The organism is Terricaulis silvestris, assembly GCF_009792355.1.
Taxonomy (GTDB): domain Bacteria; phylum Pseudomonadota; class Alphaproteobacteria; order Caulobacterales; family Aquidulcibacteraceae; genus Vitreimonas; species Vitreimonas silvestris.
Genome location: NZ_CP047045.1, coordinates 3,463,900 through 3,485,539 on the forward strand (window position 1 = coordinate 3,463,900; position 21,640 = coordinate 3,485,539).

At 64.2% G+C, this 21,640-nt stretch carries 19 protein-coding genes; 10 read left to right on the top strand and 9 right to left on the bottom strand.

Annotation, left to right across the window (positions count from 1 at the left end; translation table 11 throughout):
- The first annotated feature begins 259 nt into the window (after positions 1 to 259).
- From DSM104635_RS17695 to DSM104635_RS17705, 3 genes are all read left to right on the top strand, one after another.
- Positions 260 to 619 carry a hypothetical protein gene (locus tag DSM104635_RS17695; RefSeq protein WP_158767492.1) on the top strand — a complete coding sequence of 120 codons (360 nt, stop codon included), beginning with the start codon at positions 260 to 262 and terminating at the stop codon, positions 617 to 619.
- Between the two features lie 120 nt (positions 620 to 739).
- The gene (locus DSM104635_RS17700; RefSeq protein WP_158767493.1) at positions 740 to 1,300 is read left to right on the top strand and encodes a group I truncated hemoglobin; all 561 of its coding nucleotides are present in this window, start codon (positions 740 to 742) and stop codon (positions 1,298 to 1,300) included.
- 62 nt (positions 1,301 to 1,362) lie between these two features.
- Positions 1,363 to 1,770, top strand: a complete 408-nt coding sequence (locus tag DSM104635_RS17705; protein WP_158767494.1) for a hypothetical protein — start codon at positions 1,363 to 1,365, stop codon at positions 1,768 to 1,770.
- Here DSM104635_RS17705 and DSM104635_RS17710 read toward each other — a convergent pair.
- From DSM104635_RS17710 to murI, 4 genes are all read right to left on the bottom strand, one after another.
- Positions 1,767 to 1,985, bottom strand: coding sequence for a hypothetical protein (locus tag DSM104635_RS17710; protein ID WP_158767495.1), 219 nt, complete (start codon positions 1,983 to 1,985; stop codon positions 1,767 to 1,769). The two genes, DSM104635_RS17705 and DSM104635_RS17710, sit on opposite strands and share 4 nt — an antisense overlap.
- Before the next feature lie 11 nt (positions 1,986 to 1,996).
- Positions 1,997 to 3,643 carry a DUF4332 domain-containing protein gene (locus DSM104635_RS17715; protein ID WP_158767496.1) on the bottom strand — a complete coding sequence of 549 codons (1,647 nt, stop codon included), beginning with the start codon at positions 3,641 to 3,643 and terminating at the stop codon, positions 1,997 to 1,999.
- Between the two features lie 64 nt (positions 3,644 to 3,707).
- Entirely contained in the window at positions 3,708 to 5,387 is a 1,680-nt protein-coding gene (locus DSM104635_RS17720) for a DUF262 domain-containing protein (RefSeq protein ID WP_158767497.1), read from the bottom strand.
- Between the two features lie 124 nt (positions 5,388 to 5,511).
- On the bottom strand, positions 5,512 to 6,336 hold the full coding sequence (gene murI, locus DSM104635_RS17725) for a glutamate racemase (protein WP_158767498.1): 825 nt from the start codon (positions 6,334 to 6,336) through the stop codon (positions 5,512 to 5,514).
- A gap of 197 nt (positions 6,337 to 6,533) precedes the next feature.
- Here murI and DSM104635_RS17730 point away from each other — a divergent pair, with 197 nt between their 5' ends.
- From DSM104635_RS17730 to DSM104635_RS17750, 5 genes are all read left to right on the top strand, one after another.
- Positions 6,534 to 7,439: an MBL fold metallo-hydrolase gene (locus DSM104635_RS17730; RefSeq protein ID WP_158767499.1), complete on the top strand. Its 906-nt coding sequence runs from the start codon at positions 6,534 to 6,536 to the stop codon at positions 7,437 to 7,439.
- Positions 7,440 to 7,553: 114 nt separating this feature from the next.
- Positions 7,554 to 8,345 (top strand): DUF3108 domain-containing protein, encoded by a 792-nt coding sequence (locus DSM104635_RS17735; RefSeq protein WP_158767500.1) that lies wholly within the window; start codon positions 7,554 to 7,556, stop codon positions 8,343 to 8,345.
- The gene (locus tag DSM104635_RS17740) at positions 8,342 to 9,610 is read left to right on the top strand and encodes a transcription antitermination factor NusB (RefSeq protein WP_228445748.1); all 1,269 of its coding nucleotides are present in this window, start codon (positions 8,342 to 8,344) and stop codon (positions 9,608 to 9,610) included. Before DSM104635_RS17735 ends, DSM104635_RS17740 begins: the two co-directional genes overlap by 4 nt.
- A 56-nt stretch (positions 9,611 to 9,666) precedes the next feature.
- Positions 9,667 to 10,329, top strand: coding sequence for a ribulose-phosphate 3-epimerase (gene rpe / locus DSM104635_RS17745; RefSeq protein WP_158767501.1), 663 nt, complete (start codon positions 9,667 to 9,669; stop codon positions 10,327 to 10,329).
- Between the two features lie 87 nt (positions 10,330 to 10,416).
- Positions 10,417 to 12,018 (top strand): heparinase II/III family protein, encoded by a 1,602-nt coding sequence (locus tag DSM104635_RS17750; RefSeq protein WP_158767502.1) that lies wholly within the window; start codon positions 10,417 to 10,419, stop codon positions 12,016 to 12,018.
- Here DSM104635_RS17750 and DSM104635_RS17755 read toward each other — a convergent pair.
- Together DSM104635_RS17755 and DSM104635_RS17760 are read right to left on the bottom strand one after the other, a co-directional pair.
- Positions 12,015 to 12,551: a DUF1700 domain-containing protein gene (locus DSM104635_RS17755; protein WP_158767503.1), complete on the bottom strand. Its 537-nt coding sequence runs from the start codon at positions 12,549 to 12,551 to the stop codon at positions 12,015 to 12,017. The genes DSM104635_RS17750 and DSM104635_RS17755 overlap by 4 nt on opposite strands.
- Positions 12,544 to 12,888: a PadR family transcriptional regulator gene (locus tag DSM104635_RS17760; protein WP_158767504.1), complete on the bottom strand. Its 345-nt coding sequence runs from the start codon at positions 12,886 to 12,888 to the stop codon at positions 12,544 to 12,546. Before DSM104635_RS17760 ends, DSM104635_RS17755 begins: the two co-directional genes overlap by 8 nt.
- 146 nt (positions 12,889 to 13,034) lie before the next feature.
- Here DSM104635_RS17760 and purH point away from each other — a divergent pair, with 146 nt between their 5' ends.
- Positions 13,035 to 14,621 (top strand): bifunctional phosphoribosylaminoimidazolecarboxamide formyltransferase/IMP cyclohydrolase, encoded by a 1,587-nt coding sequence (gene purH / locus DSM104635_RS17765; protein ID WP_158767505.1) that lies wholly within the window; start codon positions 13,035 to 13,037, stop codon positions 14,619 to 14,621.
- Here the strand turns inward: purH and DSM104635_RS17770 are convergent.
- Positions 14,618 to 14,941, bottom strand: a complete 324-nt coding sequence (locus DSM104635_RS17770) for a polyhydroxyalkanoic acid system family protein (protein WP_158767506.1) — start codon at positions 14,939 to 14,941, stop codon at positions 14,618 to 14,620. The genes purH and DSM104635_RS17770 overlap by 4 nt on opposite strands.
- A gap of 26 nt (positions 14,942 to 14,967) precedes the next feature.
- Positions 14,968 to 15,783, bottom strand: a complete 816-nt coding sequence (locus DSM104635_RS17775) for a glutathione peroxidase (protein ID WP_228445749.1) — start codon at positions 15,781 to 15,783, stop codon at positions 14,968 to 14,970.
- Between DSM104635_RS17775 and DSM104635_RS17780 the strand changes: the two genes are divergently transcribed.
- Positions 15,782 to 16,546, top strand: coding sequence for a dienelactone hydrolase family protein (locus DSM104635_RS17780; protein WP_158767507.1), 765 nt, complete (start codon positions 15,782 to 15,784; stop codon positions 16,544 to 16,546). The two genes, DSM104635_RS17775 and DSM104635_RS17780, sit on opposite strands and share 2 nt — an antisense overlap.
- Here DSM104635_RS17780 and DSM104635_RS17785 read toward each other — a convergent pair.
- The gene (locus DSM104635_RS17785) at positions 16,543 to 21,417 is read right to left on the bottom strand and encodes an NAD-glutamate dehydrogenase (protein ID WP_158767508.1); all 4,875 of its coding nucleotides are present in this window, start codon (positions 21,415 to 21,417) and stop codon (positions 16,543 to 16,545) included. The genes DSM104635_RS17780 and DSM104635_RS17785 overlap by 4 nt on opposite strands.
- Between the last annotated feature and the right edge of the window lie 223 nt (positions 21,418 to 21,640).

Sequence of the window (21,640 nt, forward strand, 5' to 3'; positions counted from 1 at the left end):
AGCGAGAGTTAGGCGGCGGGGCTTGAAACCGTCGCGGTCCGGGATCGGAGGCGTGCGCAAGCACGCTGTTGGATCCGACCCGCTCGCCGCCGGCGTCCGGCTCCGGAGCGAACAGCTCCTCACCCGGTGCGCTGGCGATAAATCATCACGGAGACGTCGGCTCGCGCACACGTTTCCCTTTTGCCTATGGCGCCCAGTGCGCCGAGCCGGCGTCTCCGCCCTCCGTTTTTCTTCACACGAGAAACGAAAACGCGAACCCATGCACGAAACCAAACGCCGCCACTCAAACGAACGCCGCACCCGCAACGCCAGCGCCAGCGCCATCGCCGAACGCGCACTCTCGATCGCCGCACGCGGCGATCACCGCGAAGCCGCCCGCGCCGCGCTGCTCGCCGAACGCTTGCTCCGCCTCGAACCAAAACTCCGCGCCGCCAAAGCCACCGCGGAAACCCAACGCATTCGCGCCGAAGCCGCAATCGCCGCGGCGCAGGCGCACGTCGAAGCGCTCTGCGCGCCATCGCCGCCAACGCCGCCGGTGAAATCCAAACCCTTGTATGAGTTCAAGGACAGACCCGACGGCCCCGTCGCCGAACTGCGCCGCCGCGGCATGATCCCTTGAGTGTAGCGCCCGCTCCGCAATTCCGCTGCACGCGGCGGAACGTCTGCCCTCCTTCCCGCATCCAATGCACGAACCGGCGCGCTTCGGCGGGGCGCCGCGCTGGTCTTGCTGGAGGACGTCATGAGCACACCTGTCAAACCTGAAACATCCGCGACGCGCCGAACGGTGGTGGAGGCAGCCGGCGGCGCGTTGATCGCAAGCTCGATCCTCGGCGTCGAAGGTTGCGCCACGCCTGCCGCGACTGCGCAGGCGGATGCATCGCTCTACGACCGTCTCGGTGGCGTGTTTTCGATCGCCGCCGTCGTCGATCACTTCAGCGACGCGGTGGTGCGCAACCCGATCGTCGGTCAGCAATCGCAAAACCCACAGCTGCGCGAATGGCACACGCGCAACCTGACACGTTTGCCCGGCCTCAAATTCATGCGCACGCTTTGGGTCTGCAGCGTCTCCGGCGGCCCGTACCAATACACGCCGACGAGGCCGGGCCGCACCAACGTCGGCCTCGAGGTAGCGCACCGCGATCTGCGCATTTCTCCCGCGGAGTTCGACGAAGTCGCCGCCGAACTCGGCCGCACGCTCGATCACTTCGAAGTGCCGGCGCGCGAGAAAAGCGAGGTGCTCGCGGCCTTCGCTGCGCACAAGGACGAGGTCACTCAAGGCTGGCGCGCTGCACAGAGGTAACGCGGGACGATCATACCGCGCCCGGTCCGACTTCCGCGCGGGAATCATGCTAGGCACGTGGCATGGAAGCAGTCGCTCAAGCCACCGCCATAGTCCTCGCCGGCGCATCGATCGGTTGGATCATGCTGTTCTCGTTCGTGCTGTCGCCGGTGGCGTTCAAGCAATTCGACGCCGGGCGCGCCGAGCGGCTGGTCAAGCACGTGATGAACCAGGGCCACGGCATCCTGGGTTTGATCGCGATCTGCTCCGGCATCGCTGCTTTGATGGCAGGCGCTGTTGCGGGCGCGTCGGTTGCGGCTGTCGCCGGCATCTTCGCGTTCATGTGCAAGTTTGCCCTTGCCCCGCGCGACGACAAGCCGATCAAAGGTCACCGCGTGCTGAAGACCGCGCGCATCGTGGCGAGCGGCCTCACCGCGTTCATCGCGCTGATCCTGATCGCCGCGATCGTGCTGACGATGTTGGGAATCTAGGCGGCGTCGCGCCGATCGACCAACGCGTAGTCTTCAACGCCGAGCACTTTTGCAAACCGGCTGCACTCGAGCCGCGCCTCGGCCGGATGATCGACGATCATCGTGTCCGAGGTCTGTTGCGTTTCGCCATCGACCTCACGCGTCGCGTGCATGACCAGACGCAAGCCGTCGGTGGCGTCGTCGAGAATCGCTTGGATTTGCCAGGTCGCGCTCATTGCTTGCTCCTTCAGGCCGCCACGTTGGCGGATTGCGACGCACGCCGCGCCCGTTCGATCCAGGTTGCGACGTCGTCCTCGGTTGGCGCCTCGGCCGAACCCCACGCGCGTTGGCCTTCTTCGGAAAGGCCCCAGCGCGCGACGGCGTCGCAGAGTTCGGTGGCATCGAGTTGCGAAAGTTCGGCGACATCGTTGACGCCACACGCCACCAGCGCTTGCGCTTCGCGTGACTTCAAGCCGGGCACCGTGCATGCGAGCAGCGCCTGCGATTGCCAGTCGCGGATCACCTGCGCGGAGATGTGGCGCGTATCGATGCTGCGCTCGCCCTCGTCCGCGTTCATCGCCAGCAGATCAGACACCGTGCGCACGCCGACAGCTTCCAAGCGCTTCGCAGTTTTCGGCCCGATCGACGGCGCTTGCACGACCGGCGCACCTTCGCTCAGCGACGGCTTCGGCAGCACTTTGTCTCTCTTCGCCAACGGCGCACCCACCGGCAACTCGCGCGGCACTCGAATTTCGCGCTTCGGCGTAGGCGGCGGCGCTTCAGCTACGACTGCAACCCTCCGCACTGGCGGATCAAGTTCGATCACCTTCGGCTTGGGGGCAGCGGTCGGCTTGGCGATTGGTCTGGTAACGGTCTGCTTCGGCGCGGCAACAGCCTTCGACGTCGTGCCGCGCGCTTCCGCGCCCTCGCCTGCCTTGGCGCCGATCTCGCGCGGCCATTTGGCGTCGAGCGACGAGAGCGGCGTCTTCAGCACTTCAGCCGCGTACAACTCACGCACGACCTTGTCGTCTTCGCCCAATGTCGCGCGCACTTTGCCGGTGCGGCGGAATTCTTCGTACTGCGCCGCGACTTCCTTGCGCGCCGCCGCATCGTCCATCAGCTTCAGTACGGCTTGGATCGGCATTTCCAACGCGAGGAAAAACGCATCGAGCCCAGCCGCGACTTGTGGCGGCTTCACGGCGGCTTCCGCGAACGCGCGATCCAATATGCGCGCCAAGCCGACGGCGGCGTGACCGACCAGCTTCGCGATCGTGTCCTTCAGCTCTTGATCCAACCCAGCCGGCGGATCCTTCACACCACGCGCGAAATCGTAGTGCTCGATGATGGTTTCGTAGTGCGGGTTGGACGCCTTGGCGCCAGCCTTCACCATTTCCGCCAGCCACTTATCCCCGGTCGGCGTGGACATGGTAGGATAGCCGCCGAGATCGTTCTCGAGGATGTGCTGAAAGGCTTTGTACGACTTGGAAAAACTCCACTCCACCGCGCGATGGATGACGTTTTCTTCTTCGGTTTGGTGCGTATGGAACGGCTGAATCGGATCGACGTAATAGTGGCTCATCACGCCGGCGCACCATGCCGCTTGCTTCCAATCTTTTTCGGCCAGCGCGCGAACCGTGCGGCGATACCATTCCTGGCACGCTTCAATCGCGCCGCCCCAATCTTTGTCGCGCACGTGGAGGACGTGGTTCTTGAAGTCCTTGAATTCTTCGTCGGGCGCCTTGGCGCCTTCGAGATATTCCTTGTGATGATGCAAGAGCAGATCGCGCCAACGCTCCGCGCGCGGCGCTTGCAAGTGGCGCAGCGCATCCACCGCGATGCGGTGATGATTGGATCGACAGCGGCTCGCGAAAACGACCGCGTACAACAACGACATGCGCCGGGCCCCAAAAGTGAACGCGGCGTTAAACTCGGCGCGAATCCGTTAGCGGGGCGTTAACTTAGGCCGCTTGGCTCCCCTGCCCGCCCCCTTGGATCAGGCCCCAATCCTCGCAGAGGATGCGCACGAGCTTTTCGTGACGCTCCTCAATGGCGCGCATGGTCCATTCCTCGATCGGAACGATATCGCGGCTGAGCGCATAGATGGTCGCGCCCTGCGTGTTGAAGATCACCTTGCGCTTGTCAGCGTAAGGACGCGCCGCCGCCGTCGAGTTCTGGTCGTAGGTGATGAGCGTCAGATTGCCGAGGAGGTTCGACGCTTCGGTGCGCATCGCCGCATCCGGGAAGCGCTCATTCCACCACGCGCCGCCGTTCTTCGGCAGGATGTGTTCGACCGTGACATCGTCCGTCATCTGCAGATGATGTCCGCCCGGCATCGCTGCTTCGAGCCGGATCAACAGCAAGCGGCGCTGACGATCGCGCTTACGCGATTTGTTCAACGTCGCCAGCAGCTTCAGGTGCTCGCCGTCCGTGAGTTCGAGCGCGCCTTTTGGCCCATAGAGCATCTTGTCGTCATCGCAGTGCGTCACGGCGCGCGAATAGCGCCCCTGCTGCACGCGGTTGTCGATCACCGACAACTCGCAAGCGAAGGTGAAGCGATCGAGCGCTTGAAAGAAACGCCGCGCGCGTTCTGGTTCGCCGGAGTGCTCGGCCAGGAAGGCGATTGCGGCGGGCGCCCAATCCCATTCCTCGACCTGCTTCATCATGCGGATGCGGCGGTTCACCTCCGCACTGGCCGAGCCGACGTCGACGGCGCCGGCGAAGATCGCGCGCAATGCGTGCGCGTAACGTGGCAATTGTTCAAACAGGAATGTCCGCACGCCGCCGGCCTTATCGACCGCCGCGCGCATCGCGGCGAGATCGCCGGGCGACAGGATCTGCTCGCCGGTCAGCAGGAACGGCATCATGTCCAGCAGCTTGGCGAAGTTCTCTCGCTCGAACATCGCCTCGGTCTGCTCCCATTTCCGCGCTGCTGCTTCGGCTTCGGCGTCGGAGAGCTTGGAGTTCTCGATCAGATCGCTCTTGATGATGTCGGCGCCGGACAAAGGCGATCCCCGCTTGTTCAGCGTGTTAAATACTGTCTGCGCGCAGCCGCGTTCGTCAGCGTCGACGACGTTCAGCGTGCATGCGCGCGCCACATAGGACATGAACGCATCGAGTTCGCGATCGTCCATGCCTTTGAGTTCAGTCTCGATCGTTTGCGCGGCGGCGCAGAGCAGGTCCTTCGACTCGATGCCGATTTCCGGCAGCTTCGCCATCGCCGCTATCTGACCCGGCTCCTGCACGTAGCCGCGATAGAAGCTCGCGTCTTCTTCGCGCAGAATGAGGCGTGGATGGTCGCCGTCCATGATCAATTGCTGAAAGTGCTTGGCGCGGCCGGGCAGGCGATCGCGCACGTAGGCCATGATCATCGTGAGCGTGGTGAGGCGCTGCTGTCCGTCTGAGATTTCGAGCTTGCCGCGGTTCTTCACCAGCACGATCTGGCCGATGAAATAAAACGTCGCGCCACGCTTGAAGGCGCGCCGCAAATCCTCGATCAGCTGACGCACTTCTCGCTCGGACCAGGTGTACGGGCGCTGATAGCGCGGCACTTTCAGGTGCAGCTTGCGCATCAGCACCGAAGCCAGATTGAGAATTTGCGAGGAGAGCCCGATCGGCGTGTCGCCAAAAGGTCCGGCCATCAACTTCCCCCATACGCACGTTTCTTCTTGAGCCCGATGGTTGCGCGCCGAAAACGCCCACGCAATCCGCCGTCTGCCGAACATAGGCGCTCAGCGACAAAGCGTTTCCAAAACGACACGTTGGCTAATCGACCGCCGCCAGTGCGAAATCGGACGATCCGATGCGCGAGACGCCCTCGAACCCCCGTGCGCGCAACGCCGGGGCGAGACCGTGGGCATGTTCCATGTCGGTGAAGCCCACATATTGGGCGCGCGTAACGCCGGTTTCAGCGCTCAGCACCTGGACAACGCGGCGCGCGATTGCAGCGCCGGAGTCCAGCCACGTCGCAGGGCGCGGCGACGCGGCGGAAAGCTCCTCCGCCAACAGCGGAAAATGGGTGCAAGCCACCGCCACCACGTCGATGTCCCCTCCGCCCGGCGCTCCGAACAAACCTTCGATCGCCTCTGTGATCGCAGACCGGTCGGGGACGTCTCCTCTCAGCTTCTGCTCCGCAGCCTCAACCAGAGCAGCAGAGCCAAACCGGACGACGGTCTTGTCCGGTGCGAACTGGGCGATCAGATCATCCGTGTAGGCCCGCCGAACCGTGGCTGGCGTAGCCAGCAAACCGATCGTTCCGGTCTTGGTCAGTGCGGCAGCTGGCTTGATCGGCGGCACGACGCCGACGACGGGGATCGAAAGCGCGGCACGCACGTCTTCGAGCGCAATTGTCGACGCTGTGTTGCAAGCGACAACGACGGCGTCGGGCACCCAGTGTCTAACCATCGCTATGAGCAAGGCCGGCACGCGCGCCTTCAGTTCAGCGTCCGACTTCAAACCGTATGGCAGCCACGCATTGTCTGCGGCGTACGAGAGCTCAAGCGCGTGTCCGCTCGCGGCGATTGCGTCGAACACGGAGAGCCCGCCGACGCCGGAGTCGAACACCAAAACGCGCTTGGCGCTGTTAACCATTGTGGCAGCGCCCGTTGCAGCTGCGCATTAACCAATTCGCTGATTTTGGAAAGGTTTTCGCGCGCGGTGGAGTAACGGCCCTCACCTGTGGAAACCACTCCTTAACCGAGTTTGCCAGAATCATGGTTTGGGTTAGTGACGTTAGGTGGGGTCTTCGTCAACGCGCCGTGGCGCGCGTTCGGAATTGGGGTCGGAACATGAATGCCATCGGAAAATCCTCTGTCGTCTTCGTGACGCTGTCAGGTCTGTTCTGGAGCGGCTGGGTTCTGGGCTCTCAAACGCCCGAGGGCCAAGAAGCGCTTGCGCGTGCGTATGAAGCGTACTCGGAGCAGCAAGCCACTTCGAACGAAACACTCTTCAACACAACGGCGCTTCGCGCAGTCGTCTGCGGCGACGCTGACGCTGAAAACGCGCAACCGTGCCTCGCCATCATGGCGGCAGGCCGCATGTTCATCGTCGATGCTGGCTCCGGCGCCGCAAGCACACTGAACGGCCGCAACATCCCGCTCGATCGTTTGGACGCTGTGCTGCTGACCAGCGCGGGCCTGAACCAAACCGCGGATCTCGACGAACTTTACGGCGCTGCCTCGCGCGCGCGCGATAACGCGCTGCTGCCGGTGTACGGCCCAGCCGACACGCAACGCATGGTCGATGGCCTGAACCAAGCCGCCGGCTTCGACGGCATGGAGCGCGGCCTGCAAGCGTGGGGCCCGTCACCTGAGCCGGGCACGCCGGTGATCGTGTTCGAGGCTGACGGCTTGGTCGTCTCCGCCTTCACGACGCAAGAAGACGCCTTCTCGGGCCGCGTCGCCTATCGCTTCGATTATCGCGGACGCTCGATCGTCGTCGGTGGCGATGGCCGTGTGGCCAACGCACCGGCCGCGGCGAACGCGGACGTCGTGCTGCAAGCGCAAGCCGGCGTGGAAGCTGCCGGGTCAGACGCTGGCCTGCTGATGCTCACGGGTGCGGAAAACCCGATGGCGGGCCGCATCCAAGTCTCGGAAGCGCGCGCGGCTGGCGTCGAGAACGTCACCACGGCGCGCGTCGGCATGCTGGTCGAGCTGCCGCTCGACAACATGGATATCAACGTCCGCCCGCTCTAACGCAGGCAACAAGCAAGATCGGAAGGGGAGCCTCACGGCTCCCCTTCTTCGTTTGGGCGGCCTCTTGGCAGCGCGCGCGATGGACTTAGCGCGCTCCGGCCCCATAAAAGCCCGGTGCGCATAGCCATCGCCGCCCTCGCTCTAGCGCTCTGCGCCGCGTCGCCCGCGGCGGCGGATCGATTTTCGCTGACCTACGATGCCTCGGGCCTCGGATTTGTGCCGCTGGGCGCGATGACGGTCGACGCCAACGTCTCGGCCGAGGATTACGAAGTCACCGCCACGATCCAATCGCGCGGCATCCTCAATCTGTTCGAGCGCACCAATCTTACCGCGACCTCCTCCGGTCTGATCCAGAACGGCGCTGTGCACTGGCAACGCTACGATCTCGATCACCGCTACAGCCGCAAGCGCCGCGTCATCGCCATGCAGGCGACGGACGCGGGCGTGACAGCCGAGATCACGCCGAACTACCGCATCTGGGGCAGCCCGCCGACAAGCGACGAACAGCGCCGTGCTTCGCGCGATCCGGTGTCGACGCTGATCGCGATGGCGATCGATGTGGGCGAGAACCGGCGTTGCTCGGGCGTGTACCCGACGTTCGACGGGCGCTTCCATTATCTGATGCAGCTGAGCGGTGGCGACATCGATCACTTCCGTGGCGGCGGTTACGAAGGCGAAGTGCTGAAATGCGATCTCGCTTACATCGCGGTTGCTGGGTATGAGGCGCGCGATGCGGGACGACGCCGGATTCCAGAAGGCGAAGTGTGGTTCGCGCTGATGCCAGACACGACGTTCGCGCCGCCAGTGCGCATTACGACGCCGCTCTCTGCCGGCGCAGCAAACATTCGTCTCGCCAGCTATCGCCGCGCGCGCGTGGATATTGAACTGACCGCGACCACGCCTTGAACGCCCGCGTCGCCGCCGCCGAGTTGCTCATCGCCGTGATGGATCGCGGTCGCGCGCTTGAAGATGCGCTGGAGGAGACGGCCAGTTTCAATGCGCTGGAGGGGCGCGATCGTGCATTCGCGCGGGCGCTGGTGACGGCGGGTTTGCGGCGTTTGGGCAGCGTCAATACCGTGCTGTCGCGGTTTCTGGAGCGACCGCTGCCGGATACGGCGTATCACGGGCGCGCGTTGCTCCACATTGGCGCGACGCAATTGTTGGTGCTCGGCACACCGGCGCACGCGGCGGTTGGCGAAACGGTGGAGGCGGCAAACTCGCTGCGCGAAGCGCGCGGGTTCGCGAAGCTGATGAACGCGGTGCTGCGGCGCGTGTCGCGCGATGGCCCGGAGATTTTCGCGTCACTGCCGCCTGGCTCGGATTTACCGCCGTGGCTCTACACGCGCTGGCGTGCGGCCTATGGCGAAAGCGCACCGCGCATTGCGCAGGCGCTGCTGCAAGAGCCGCCGCTGGATGTGAGCGTGAAGGATGATGCCTCGGGCTGGGCCGAGCGGCTATTCGGTACGGTTACGCCGACCGGCAGTGTGCGCCTGGCTTCACCTGCACCGATCGACACCCTTCCCGGCTTCGGCGATGGCGCATGGTGGGTGCAGGACGCCGCCGCCGCATTGCCGGCGCGCTTGCTCGGCGACATGCGCGGCAAGCGCGTGCTCGATCTCTGCGCCGCGCCGGGTGGCAAGACGCTGCAGCTCGCGGCGACAGGCGCGCGCGTGACCGCCGTGGACAAATCCGACGCGCGGCTCAATCGGCTGCGCGAAAATCTGGCGCGCACCAAACTCAGCGCCGAAGTGATCGCCGCCGATGCGTTGGAATACCGCGCGCGCGAGCCGTTCGACGCCGTGTTGCTCGACGCGCCTTGCACCTCCACCGGCACGCTGCGGCGTCATCCGGATGTCGCGTGGCTGCGCCGCCCGACCGACGTGCGTTCGTTGGCGGAGTTGCAATCGAAACTGGTTGCCGCTGCGGCGGCGCTGCTGAAGCCGGGCGCGTCGTTGGTCTATGCCGTGTGCTCGCTCGAGCCGGAGGAAGGCGAAGGCGTGGTCGCCGATGCGCTTAAGCATGGCTGGAAACGCGAGACGATACGCGCCGGCGATGTTCCAGGCGCGGACGAATTCATCACCGCCGCTGGCGATCTGCGCACCCTGCCCGCCCATTGGCCGGAGATCGGCGGCCTCGACGGCTTTTACGCAGCGCGCCTCGTCCGCAATTAGTGCGCGAGCGGAACCGTCGGCTTGCCTCCAAAGGCGGGCGCCGCTAGCAACGAGCCATGGCGCGGACGCTTATAGCCCCCTCGATTCTCGCCGCTGATTTCGCGCGCTTGGGCGAGGAAGTGCGCGCGGCTGAGGCTGCGGGCGCCGACATGATCCATGTCGACGTGATGGACGGCCATTTCGTGCCGAACATCTCGATCGGACCGAGTGTGGTGAAGTCGATCCGGCCGCATTCGAAATTGCCGTTTGACGTCCACCTGATGATCGCGCCGGTCGATCCATTCATCCAGCAATTCCGCGACGCCGGCGCCGATATCATCACGGTCCATCCGGAAGCCGGGCCGCACGTGCATCGGACTCTGCAGGCGATCCGCGCGAGTGGCGCGAAGGCCGGCGTCTCGCTCAATCCTGGAACGCCGGCCGAGGTGGTCGATCCAATCATCGATCTGGTCGATCTGATTTTGGTGATGAGCGTGAACCCAGGCTTCGGAGGGCAGAGCTTCATCGAGACGGCGCTGCCAAAGATCGAAAAGCTGCGCAAGAAGATCGACGCGACCGGCCGCGACATCATTCTCGAAGTCGATGGCGGCGTGAACGCGAAGACCGCGCCGCGCGTGATTGAAGCCGGCGCGACGGCGCTCGTCGCCGGCACCGCCGTCTACGGTGGCGATCCGACCAAGTACGCCGATAATATCCGCGCCATACGAGGCAGCGCCTAGGCCATGTCAGCCCCGGCCTCCCCCACCCGGCGGCCCCAGCGCCCGCCTCCAGTGCATGAGCACTGGCGGTCAAACCCGTTCCATCGCATGCGGCTGGGCGACGAGACACCAGATCGCGTCGAGAGCTGGGGCGCCGATCCGCGCGTCGGTGACGCCGAACGCGGACGCGAAATTGGCAAAGGCATTTGGCGCATCGCCGCTGAGCGGCTGAATGGCGAACACGCCATGCCGTGGTTGCCGAAACATCCGTCGCGCCACTTCACGGCGCGGCTGCATTCGTTCTCGTGGCTGATCGATCTTGCGGCGGTCGGGCCGTCCGCGAACCGGCGCATAGCGGAGCTGATCGACGCTTGGGTGCGCGAGCACGGGGAATGGGACGACATCGCTTGGGATCCTGAACTCACGGCGGAACGCCTGTATGCGTGGCTGTGCTGGGGTCGGCCCGCGTTTGAGCATGGCGATCCCGAACAACGCGCGGCGTTGCTGCGCTCTGCCGCACGGCAAGTGCGCTTGTTGCTGGTGGCGCAGGAAGAATTGCGTGAGCGGCACCTCGGTTCGATCAAGGCTGGTGCGGCGCTCATACTTGCTGGTGCAGCGGGATTTCCGGAAGCGGAGCGGTTGGCGCAGGAAGGCGAAGAGCTGCTGATCGAGGCGTGCGCCAAGCAATTTTTCCCGGATGGCGGCCATCTTTCGCGCGCGCCCGAAGCGACGGTGGAAGCGCTCTATGATCTTGTCGCCGCGTGCAGCGCGCTCGCTGATCCAGCGCCGATCATCAAGGAAACGCTGCCGAAGATCGCCAACATGGTGCGCATGCTGCGCCTGGGCGATGGCGGCTTGGGCTGCTTCCAGGGCGGCTCGGAGGGCTCGGCGGCAGCGATTGATTCCGTGCTGGCGCGCGTTGTCGGTGACGTGCGTGCGTTTCAGTTCGCGCAGCACACCGGCTATCACCGCATCGAAGCCGGCACGACGCGCGTGTTGTTGGATGTCGCCGGGGCGCCGCCGCTTGCCTATTCGGAGCGCGGGCATGCGGGTGCGCTGTCGTTTGAACTGTCGAGTGAGTCGGAGCGGCTGACCGTCAACATTGGCGCGGCACGCGAGCTGGAGCCGACTGGGCGCTTCGCGGCGCGCACCACCAACGGGCACTCGACGCTGACTCTTGGCGACGCGCTATCGGCGACGTTTGACTCTCCGCGGCGCGGCAACGGTCCGCCGCGTTTGGTTGGGCCGACGCTGGATGATGTCCGGCGCTCGTCCGACGAAAGCGGCGTCACGCTGCAAGGGCGGCATGACGGCTATCGCGAGAAGTTCGGCCTGCTGCATCGGCGCTACGTGTTCGTCGACACCGAAGGCAAGAATCTGCGCGGCATCGATGAGCTGATCCGGCCGACGCGTCACAAGGGGCCGACGCCAAAAAACCCCGTCCCCTACGCCGCGCGCTTCCACCTTCATCCGGACGTGCGCGCGCGCTGGATCGAGCACCAAGTCGCGCTGCTCGAAACGCCTGGTGGCCAGAAGTGGCGATTGCGCACGGATGCGCCGGATATCGCGATCGAACCGTCGATTTATTGGGGCGGCAAAACCGTGCCGCGCGATGCGTTGCAGATCGTGCTTTCAGGCGAAGCTGATCCGATGGGCCACGGGCTCGCCCCGCCAAACCGCCTGCGCTGGGCGCTAACGCGGCACGCCTAAGCGCGACGCGGCAGCGCACGCACCAGTTGGCGTCCGGCAAAGCGCACGTACGAGCGCAGCAGTACCAAGGCGCCCCACCCGATCGCGAACATGACTGGGCCAAGCGCCGCGACGAGCCACGGCGACATGCCGCCTGTTTGCACATGCGGGAGATGCACGCCTCCTGCTTCCAAAAGTCCCAGCACAAACAGAAGGATGCCGGAGAGCACGAATGAAAGGCCGATCGAACCGAGAAACGTCACAACGATGAGCGTCAGCAGGCCGCCGAACGCCACGAGCGCCAGCAGTTGAACAAATCGCGCGATGTTTGAAGTCTCTTTGGGCTTTCCCATCAGCAGCTCGACCGCATAAGCGCGCGCTAGCGCCTTCGGTGTGCCGAGCGAGGTCAGAACCTCTTCGAGCGGCTTGCCGTACTCGACGGCCTCGTTGATGTGGCTGCGCACATCGTTGGCGATGTCGCTCGCTTCATTCAGACCGAAGCCGCGCGACTCTCGTTCGAACGCCGCCAGGTAGTCGGACACGCGGTCAGTCATTCTTCGCTCCTTTGCCGAGGCAGCGCTCAACAGCGCGCGCCATTTCGGTCCATTCAGTTTGCAGATCGGTGAGGTGCTGGCGTCCGCGTGCGCTCAGGCGAAAGTATTGGCGCGGCGGGCCCGTCGGTGATTCCACCGCATAGCCTTCGAGGTAGCGTTCGGTTTTGAGCCGCCGCAGCAATGGATAAACGGTGTTTTCACCCGCGGAGAGCGGGCCGAACTCGGCCAGCGCGGTGACGATCTCGTAGCCGTAGTTTGGTTTGTCGCGCAGGATGCGCAGCACGCACAATTCCAGCACGCCGCGTCGCAATTGGGAGGTCCATTCGGTCTCGGCCACGATGCTTGTCTCTTCCGTGCGCTGCCTAGTGTGTGTTGCACACTACCTCACTAGTGTGTGGCGCGCAATAGCTTTCCTGCATTTTGTTTGGCGGGCGGTTGTGACGCCCTACCCCATGGCGCGGCGAATCCTCTAAAAGCCGCTCCATGACAGACATTCTTCCGATTAAGCGCGCGCTCATTTCGGTGTCCGACAAGGCGGGGCTGATCGATCACGCCAAGGCGTTGGCCGGTCTCGGCGCGACGCTCGTCTCCACGGGCGGCACACATAAGGCGATCGCGGACGCGGGCCTGGCGGTCAGCGATGTGAGCGCTGTCACCGGTTTTCCGGAGATGATGGACGGGCGTGTGAAGACGCTGCACCCGAAGGTGCACGGTGGCCTGCTCGCACTGCGCGACGACAAAGAGCACGTCAAGGCGATGAAGGAGCACGGCATCGAGGCGTTCGATGTGCTCTACGTGAACCTCTATCCGTTCGAAGCCACCGTCGCGCGCGGCGCCGATTTCGATACCTGCATCGAGAACATCGACATTGGCGGCCCCGCCATGATCCGCGCGGCGGCGAAGAATTATGGCTTTATCGCTGTCGCCACCGACGCAGAGGATATGGCGGAGATCCTGGAAGAAGCGAAGGCGCACGGCGGCACGACATTGGCGCTGCGCAAGAAGCTCGCGGCGAAGGCGTTCTCGCGTACGGGCGCGTATGACGCGGCGATCTCGGCTTGGTACGCGGAGCAGCTGGAAGACAAGGCGCCGACCTATCGCGCACTGGGCGGCAAGTTGCGGCAATCGCTGCGCTACGGCGAAAACCCGCATCAGAGCGCCGCATTTTATGTCACGGGCGAACATCGCTTTGGCGTGGCGACGGCAAAGCAGCTTCAGGGCAAAGAGCTCAGCTACAACAATTTGAACGATACCGACGCGGCGTTTGAACTGGTCGCCGAGTTCGATCCGAAGGAAAGCGCGGCCGTCGCGATCATCAAACACGCCAATCCGTGCGGCGTCGCGACGGGCGGCACCCTGCTCGAGGCTTATCAACGCGCGTTCGAGTGCGATTCCGTTTCCGCGTTCGGCGGCATCGTGGCGCTGAACGGGCGGTTGGATAAGGCCACCGCGGAAGCGATCGCGGAGATTTTCACCGAAGTCGTGATCGCGCCGGAGGCGGATGAGGACGCGGTGGCGGTGTTTGCGAAGAAAAAGAATTTGCGATTGCTCGTCACTGGCGGTCTGCCTGACCCCGCGAAGGCTGGGCTTTATCTCAAGACCGTGGCCGGTGGTTTCCTCACGCAGGATCGCGACAATGGCCGCATCAGCGCGACTGATCTGAAGATCGTCACCAAGAAAAAGCCGAGCGACGCGCAGATCCGCGACATGATTTTCGCCTTCCGCGTCGCCAAGCACGTAAAGTCGAACGCCATCATCTACGCCAAGGACGGCGCCACCGTCGGCATCGGCGCGGGGCAAATGAGCCGCGTGGATTCAGCACGCGTGGCGCGGTTGAAGGCTGAAGACGTCGCACACGCGCAAGGCTGGCGCGAGCCGAAGACGATCGGCAGCGTCTGCGCCTCCGATGCGTTCTTCCCCTTCCCCGATGGCTTGCTGCAAGCTGCGCAAGCGGGTTCGACGGCGGTAATCCAGCCGGGCGGCTCGATCCGCGACGAAGATGTGATCAAGGCAGCGGACGAAGCTGAGCTGGCGATGGTCTTCACCGGCATGCGCCACTTCCGGCACTAGCGCCGGCGTTTGTCTTCCAACAGCAGCGCGCCTTCACGCTTCAGCTCGCCTGCGATCTTGTCTGCGAGGCCAGCGAGAAAGGCTGGCAGATCCACTTCGATGCGGATGTCGCTTTCATTCACGTCGAGACGACCGGCAACGGTTTGACCAAGCGTCTGCGCGCGGAAGCTCAGGCGATCACCGTCCCAGCCTTGCTGAAAGTTGGCCAGGTGGGCGCCGACGACTTGCGATGAGAGCTTGTCGAAGCCCTCGGAAATGCGAGCGCGCGCTTCGGCTTTACCGAGCTTGTGCGGGATGGTGATCGTGATCGGCTGCGCCATGCATCTCTAACGATCATCGCAGCGTGTTAGTTTCCCGGCAGCGACGTTGGTGTGGCAGTCGCGGGCACTGCAAGCGCCTGGGTGATCGCGGCGCGCAGCTCCTCCGATGTCGGCTCCACGTCCGACGGGAACGCCGCGATCAGATGGCCGTCGCGGCCGATCAGCAGCTTATGGAAATTCCAGCCCGGCACGGCGCTGTCGCCGAGCTGCGCTTGCGCCCATTTGTAGAGCGGGTGCGCGTCGGCGCCCACGACTTCGGTTTTGCCGGCCATCGGGAACGTGACGCCATAATTGAGTGAGCAGAAATCCTGGATCTCTTGCGCACTGCCCGGCTCCTGCCCGGCGAAATTGTTCGACGGCACGCCGACGACTTCGAAACCTTGCGCGCCGTACTCTGTGTAGATCGCCTGCAAACCTTCATATTGCGGCGTGTATCCGCAGCGTGACGCGGTGTTCACGACCAGCACGACTTCGCCTTCGAAGGCGGTCAACGGCAGGCGATCGGTCCACAATCCGGTGAACTCGAACTGGTAGGCGCTGGCGGGATCACTTGCGTTCAGGGGCGGCGCGGCGGCAAAACGGGTGCGCTGTTGCTCGACGGCGGCGGCCACGGCGGCGCTGCGCTCAGCTGCGACGTCGGCGCTCGGTGGCGGCGGCGCCTGATTGCAACCGACCAGAACCACGGCAAACGCGGCCAGCAGGATGTTGTAGTTCATGAGCTTCGACCTTCCGTCCCTAAGCGGCGGCACCATGGCGCCGCCTCGCGCGCTGCGCCAGCCTTGCACGACGAGCGCCTGCGCACCCATCTTAGTCGTCGCCCTGGCGGCGCTGGTTCTCTTCATGCCGACACAAGCCTTCGCTGAAACCCTGCAACACCGGATCGATCGGCTGACGCCGCATTTTACGATCAACCGCCCCGATGCCGAGGGGCGCGTGCCTGTTGTGCTGATGATGCACGGCTGTGGCGGACAGCGCCCGTTCATGAATGAGATGGCTGAGATCGCGGTGAGCGCTGGCGCGGCGGCGGTGCAAATAGATTCCTACGCGCCCAGGCGTATCAGCCGCGCGTCGGCGATTGCATCCGTATGCACCGGCGCGCGACTACACGGGCGCGAACGCGCAGGCGATCTCTACGCGACCTTCGCTTGGGCGAAGACGCAGAACTGGATCGATCCTAATCGCATCATTGTACTCGGCTGGAGCCATGGCGGCTGGACCATAATGGACGCGCTCGCGCTGCGAAGCGGTGGAGAAATGCAGCGCGCAACAGGATTGACGGAGCTTCCCGATGAACCGCTCGAGGGTATTGCCGGTGCGCTGATCGTCTATCCCTACACGGGGATTGGCACGTACGTCGGCAGACGCGACTGGCGCCTGGCGCCGCGCAGCATCGCAATCGTCGCCCAGTACGACTACATCGTCGGCTCCACCTACGCCGCGCTCGAACGGCAACGCGCCCGCGGCGCACCGCTCGACATCCAAGTCTTCGAAAACACGACGCACGCGTTTGAGGATCCGTCGGCGGAAGATCCGCGCGTGCGCTACAACCCCTCCGCGGTCGCCCGAGAACAGGCCATGCTGCGGGAGATGATCGAAGCGTTCTAACGCACCGCCGCAGCGAATGCGTTGAGCTCCGCTGAGATCAGCATCAACTTCGCGAACGTCCACGGCGGCTGCGCGTTGAGTTCAGCGTACGCGGAGCGGACACGAAGCGCTGGCTGCCCGAGGCTCGTGATCCAGCCTTTTGCTGCTTCCCCGATCCCGTGGGCGTCGGCGTTGTTCGGTGGCGCGCCGATCGCCTTGGCGGCGGCCTCCGCCAGCTTGAGCTGAGTTTCGCCGAAATCCTCGCCGACGCGGCGAACGACAAGGCGATCCCAATGCTGCTCCAGCTTGAGATTGCTGGCCGCGTCGCGCAGCGCATCGATACCGAACTCAGCGCCAACCACGCAATGCAACAGCGCCGCTTCGTGGACGGGCCAGCCGCTGCGTCGCGCGAGGTCCGAGACGTCGAGCGCGCTGGTCAGCGGCAACAGGAGACCGGCCTCCAGCGCCAAGTCTTCCGGCGCCCCCAATTCCATCAGTGCAGCCTGCCGCGCTTCAGCGCGTGCACATTCGACGGCGCTCATCTCTTCCCAGAGGTGCTTGCGCTGCGCGGCGACCGGCTCGCGATAGAGTTTCACAACATCCAATATGCTGGGCGGCGTATCGAGTTCGAAGCCGGCCGTGCGCGAGAGGTAGGTGGTGGCGCGGCGCAGTGCACCGCCGACGCGCTGATGCAGCGCGATTTGCGCGACCGCAGGGACCTTGTTGTCCAGCGCATTGATGCGGTCGACCAAGTCTTCGAGTTCGAAGATGCGGCGGGATGCTTCGAAGGCGCACGCAACAGTCACGGTTTTTGCGCGGGAAATATCCTTGATGCGATCGACGAAGGACGGTCCGCAGCGATTGACCAAATCGTCGGCCAATTGCGTCGCCACGATTTCGCGGCGCAGCCGGTGCGTTTTCATCTGCGCTTCGAACTTCCACAATTCCTTCGGGAAGTAGCGTTTCAGCGGCTCCTCGAACGCCGGATCGTCCGGCGTCGCCGAGGCAACCAGCGCGTCGAATAGATTGATCTTCGAATAGGCGACGAGCTTGGCCAGTTCCGGGCGCGTGAGGCCGAGCTTCGCGGCGCGGAGCGAGGCAAACTCGCCAGTCAATGGTAAGCCTTCGACCCGCCGATTGAGTTTGCCTTCGGATTCGAGGCGCTGAATGAAGCGCTCGTGGCTGTCGAGATCGTTGACGGCGCTCGCCTGCGCGATCGAGATCGCGCCGGTCTGATCGTAATTGTCCTCCAGCACCAGCGCGCCGACTTCGTCGGTCATGCTCTCGAGCAGTTTATCGCGCTTGTCGGCTTTCAGAGCGCCGGAGCGGATGACCTCGGACAGCAGAATCTTGATGTTCACCTCGTGGTCGGAGGTGTCGACGCCGGCGCTGTTGTCGATGGCGTCGGTGTTGATGCGCCCGCCGGCGCGCGCGAAGGCGATGCGGCCTTTGTGAGTGACGCCGAGATTGGCGCCCTCCCCGACCACTTGCGCGCGCACGTCTTCAGCGTCAACGCGGACGCCGTCATTGGCCTTGTCGCCGACATCGCCGTGCGATTCCGCGCGCGCCTTGATGTAATTGCCGATGCCGCCGAACCACATCAGTTCGCACTGCGCCTTCAGCAGAGCGGACATCAGCTCGGTCGGCGTGACCGAGGCTTTGTCGATTCCGGTCAACGCGGCGATCTCGGTGCTGATCTCGATGGATTTCAGGCTGCGCGAGAACACCCCGCCGCCTTTGGAAATGAGTTTCTTGTCGTAATCCGCCCACGACGTGCGCGGGGTGTCGAACAAGCGCTTGCGCTCGATCCAGCTGGCTTCGCAATCTTTCGGATTGGGATCGATGAAGATGTCGCGGTGATCGAACGCCGCGAGCAGGCGGATCTTGCGTGACAGCAACATGCCGTTGCCGAACACGTCGCCGGACATATCGCCGACGCCGATGACGGTGAATTCCTTTTCCTGGATGTCCTTGCCGATTTCGCGGAAGTGACGCTGCACGGCTACCCACGCGCCCTTGGCGGTGATGCCCATGGCTTTGTGGTCGTAGCCGACAGAACCGCCCGACGCGAACGCGTCGCCCAGCCAGTGGCCGTATTCGGCGCTGATGCCGTTGGCGATATCGGAGAACGTGGCGGTGCCTTTGTCGGCGGCGACGACGAGGTAGGCGTCGTCATCATCCCAGCGGACGACATTGTTCGGCGCCTTGATTGAATCGCCGACGATGTTGTCGGTGATGTCCAGCAAACCGCGCAGGAACGTCTTGTAGGCTTCGATGCCAGCTTCCTGGTAGTTCGCCGCGCCGCGCGCTGGCAGGCGCTTTGGATAAAAACCGCCCTTGGCGCCGACCGGCACGATGATGGCGTTCTTCACCTGCTGCGCTTTGACGAGATCGAGCACTTCGGTGCGGAAGTCGTCACGCCGGTCGCTCCAGCGCAAGCCGCCGCGCGCGACCGGGCCAAAGCGCAAATGCACGCCTTCGACTTGCGGGCTCGCCACCCAGATTTCGCGGTACGGCTTCGGCGCTGGCAGTTCCGCCACGGCGTTGGAGTCGATCTTGAACGACATGTAGGGCTTCGGCTGGCCATCGGCGCCGGGCTGATAATAGTTCGTGCGCCGGATCGCCTTCACCAAGTGCGCGATGCGGCGGAGCGCGCGGTCTTCGTCAAGGCTGACAACTTCGGTCAGCGCCGCTTCGACCATGAATTCGAGCTTGCTCGACCGGATCTGCCGCGTCTCCATCGTCTCCGGCAGGTTGGGGTCGAAACGCGCTTTGAAGAACGCCAAGATCAGCGACGCGATCTTCGGATTGTTCGCGAGCGCTTGCTCTTGCACTGATTGGGTCGGATCAAGGCCGCTTTGCTGGCGATAGCGCGCCAATGCGCGCACGAGCGCCGCTTCGCGCCACGAGCACGAGAGCGCCAAGATCAGCCGATTGAAACCGTCGCTCTCGGCCTTGCCGGTCCACACGGCAGTGAACGCTTCCTCGAATTTGTAGCCCGCACGCACCAAATCGATCGGCGCGCCGTCGGCGGAGCGGGTTTCGATGTCGTGCACGTAGATACGTTGCGCCGGATGCAGCGCACTGGCTTTCAGATTGAGTTCGAAATTAATTTCGGAATCGACGAACAAGCCTAGGTTTTCAAGAATCGGCACAACAGCGGAAAGCGCCAACACATCGCCGCGGGTGTAGAATTTGCAGCGCACGGTGTTCAGCGCGTCTGATTCCATTCGATACGCCCGGGCGCGGATGACTTCGCCATCACTGGCGCCGAGAATCTCGATCGTGTCGGTGATGCCCTCGTCGACGCCATAGCGTTCGCGATAGGACGCGGTGAAGGCGTCGTCGAAGCGGTTGGACGCTTCTTCGCGCGCAGCGGCATCGAACAGCGGCGAGCGCATGAGCTCGGCGCGGAAGGTGTCTTCCCAGGTATGGGTCAGCGTTGCGACTTCCGCGTCCAACTGCTGTGCATTGGGCTCGGGACGCGTCTTGTCGATCTCGCCAATCACAAACAGCACGCGAGCAAGCTGCCCTTCCCCGAGCTGAGGCTGGAAACTCTCGACGATACCGCCATAGGCGCGCGCGATCAGAGAGCCGACTTTCTCCCGGATGTCGGAATCGTAGCGATCCTTGGGGATGTAGACGAGTGCGGTGACGAAGCGGTTGAAGCGGTCGCGGCGTGTGAACAAGCGGGCGCGCGGACGGTCCAGCAAATGCAGGATGCCGCGGGAGATGCGCAGCAATTCTTCACGTGACATCTGCCACAGCTCTTCACGCGGGTAGTACTCGATGATCTTGCGCAGAGTCTTGGCGTTGTGTCCGCCCGGCGCGAACGCGGCCTGGTCCATCACCCACTCGGCTTTGCGGCGCAGCATCGGGATGTTGCGCGTGGATTCCGTGAAGGACTCGCTGGTGAACAGCCCGACGAAACGGACTTCGCCGGTGGCTTCGCCCTTGTCGTTGTAGCGCTTGACGCTGATGTAATCGGCGGTGGCGCGCCGGTGCACGCGAGCGCGGATGGTGGACTTGGCGACGACGAGCGGCGCGGGTTCCGCCACCAGGCGCTTTAATTCCGGCGTCAGCACCATGGGTTCAGCCGAAGTGCGCAGGACGTAGAGATCGAGATCGCGGAGCACGCCGAGGCACGAGGCGCTCAGAATCTCCGGTTCGTCTGGCTTGTAGCTGCCGTCGGCGAGGCGCGTGTATTTGTAGTCGCGCGAACCGAGGAAAGTGAACTTGTCGGCGGCCAGCCACCGCAGCAGCGCAACGGCCTCAGCCACCTCCTCCGGAGGAGCATTGGTCGTCGCGGTTTCCAGCTCTTCGGCGGCGTGCAGCATGCGCTGACGCATGGCTTTGAAATCGGCCACCGACGCGCGCACGTCTGCAAGCGAACCGCGCACGCCATCGTGCAACGCCTTGGCGCGCTGCGCCGACAGACGCGGCAAATGGATCTGAATCAGCGAGTCACGGTCGCGGCCGTTGGTGGCTGGCGCCAACGGGTGGAACATCGCCAGCGTCGTGATGCCTTGATCCGAGATTTCGCCCATCACCGAGTCGACTAGGAACGGCATGTCCGGCCCGGCAATTTCAAGGATGTCGCGATCGAGTTGGACGCCGTTCACACCGACAGCGCGGCGCACCCGGACGCATTGCTCGTCGCATTGGCGCTCAGTGCGCCAAATCCAGAAATCGTGCGCGATGGCGGCGAAGTCTGCGACCGAGAGATCGCCAAGCTCGTCGTCAGAGGCGTCCTCGTAGAGGCCACGCAGGAAGGCCTCAGCGGCGGCATCCATGGCGCCATTGGCCTTGAAGGCCGGCCATGGCCCTTTGACGACGGTAGCGACGAATTGGTCAGCGGTTTTAGGGAGTTCCTGGCGCGCGGCGGCGTCCATCGGGCGTTTCCTTATTTTGGCGCGAACCTACTCGCCCCGGCGTCAGGTGCAACCGGCACCGCGCATCCGTGCGATCCAAGTCTGGATGGGACGTTAAAATGCGTCTGCGACATCCGGTTAACCGGATCGAAGCGCTGAGCGCGGCGCAAAATGGCCTACGCGTCGTGGAAAGCTTGCGCCAAAATTGGCGGCGCCGCCGAGCGGGGACAAGCTGCTCGACGGC

Bases quoted from the DNA above. Each gene is read 5' to 3' on its own strand.
- DSM104635_RS17780 (WP_158767507.1), top strand. From the start codon at position 15,782: ATGCCGACACAAGCCTTCGCTGAAACCCTGCAACACCGGATCGATCGG.
- rpe (WP_158767501.1), top strand. From the start codon at position 9,667: ATGGCGCGGACGCTTATAGCCCCCTCGATTCTCGCCGCTGATTTCGCG.
- murI (WP_158767498.1), bottom strand. From the start codon at position 6,336: ATGGTTAACAGCGCCAAGCGCGTTTTGGTGTTCGACTCCGGCGTCGGC.
- DSM104635_RS17715 (WP_158767496.1), bottom strand. From the start codon at position 3,643: ATGTCGTTGTTGTACGCGGTCGTTTTCGCGAGCCGCTGTCGATCCAAT.
- DSM104635_RS17700 (WP_158767493.1), top strand. From the start codon at position 740: ATGAGCACACCTGTCAAACCTGAAACATCCGCGACGCGCCGAACGGTG.
- DSM104635_RS17695 (WP_158767492.1), top strand. From the start codon at position 260: ATGCACGAAACCAAACGCCGCCACTCAAACGAACGCCGCACCCGCAAC.
- DSM104635_RS17750 (WP_158767502.1), top strand. From the start codon at position 10,417: ATGCGGCTGGGCGACGAGACACCAGATCGCGTCGAGAGCTGGGGCGCC.
- DSM104635_RS17775 (WP_228445749.1), bottom strand. From the start codon at position 15,783: ATGAAGAGAACCAGCGCCGCCAGGGCGACGACTAAGATGGGTGCGCAG.
- purH (WP_158767505.1), top strand. From the start codon at position 13,035: ATGACAGACATTCTTCCGATTAAGCGCGCGCTCATTTCGGTGTCCGAC.
- DSM104635_RS17730 (WP_158767499.1), top strand. From the start codon at position 6,534: ATGAATGCCATCGGAAAATCCTCTGTCGTCTTCGTGACGCTGTCAGGT.
- DSM104635_RS17710 (WP_158767495.1), bottom strand. From the start codon at position 1,985: ATGAGCGCGACCTGGCAAATCCAAGCGATTCTCGACGACGCCACCGAC.
- DSM104635_RS17705 (WP_158767494.1), top strand. From the start codon at position 1,363: ATGGAAGCAGTCGCTCAAGCCACCGCCATAGTCCTCGCCGGCGCATCG.
- DSM104635_RS17720 (WP_158767497.1), bottom strand. From the start codon at position 5,387: ATGGCCGGACCTTTTGGCGACACGCCGATCGGGCTCTCCTCGCAAATT.
- DSM104635_RS17770 (WP_158767506.1), bottom strand. From the start codon at position 14,941: ATGGCGCAGCCGATCACGATCACCATCCCGCACAAGCTCGGTAAAGCC.
- DSM104635_RS17755 (WP_158767503.1), bottom strand. From the start codon at position 12,551: ATGACTGACCGCGTGTCCGACTACCTGGCGGCGTTCGAACGAGAGTCG.
- DSM104635_RS17785 (WP_158767508.1), bottom strand. From the start codon at position 21,417: ATGGACGCCGCCGCGCGCCAGGAACTCCCTAAAACCGCTGACCAATTC.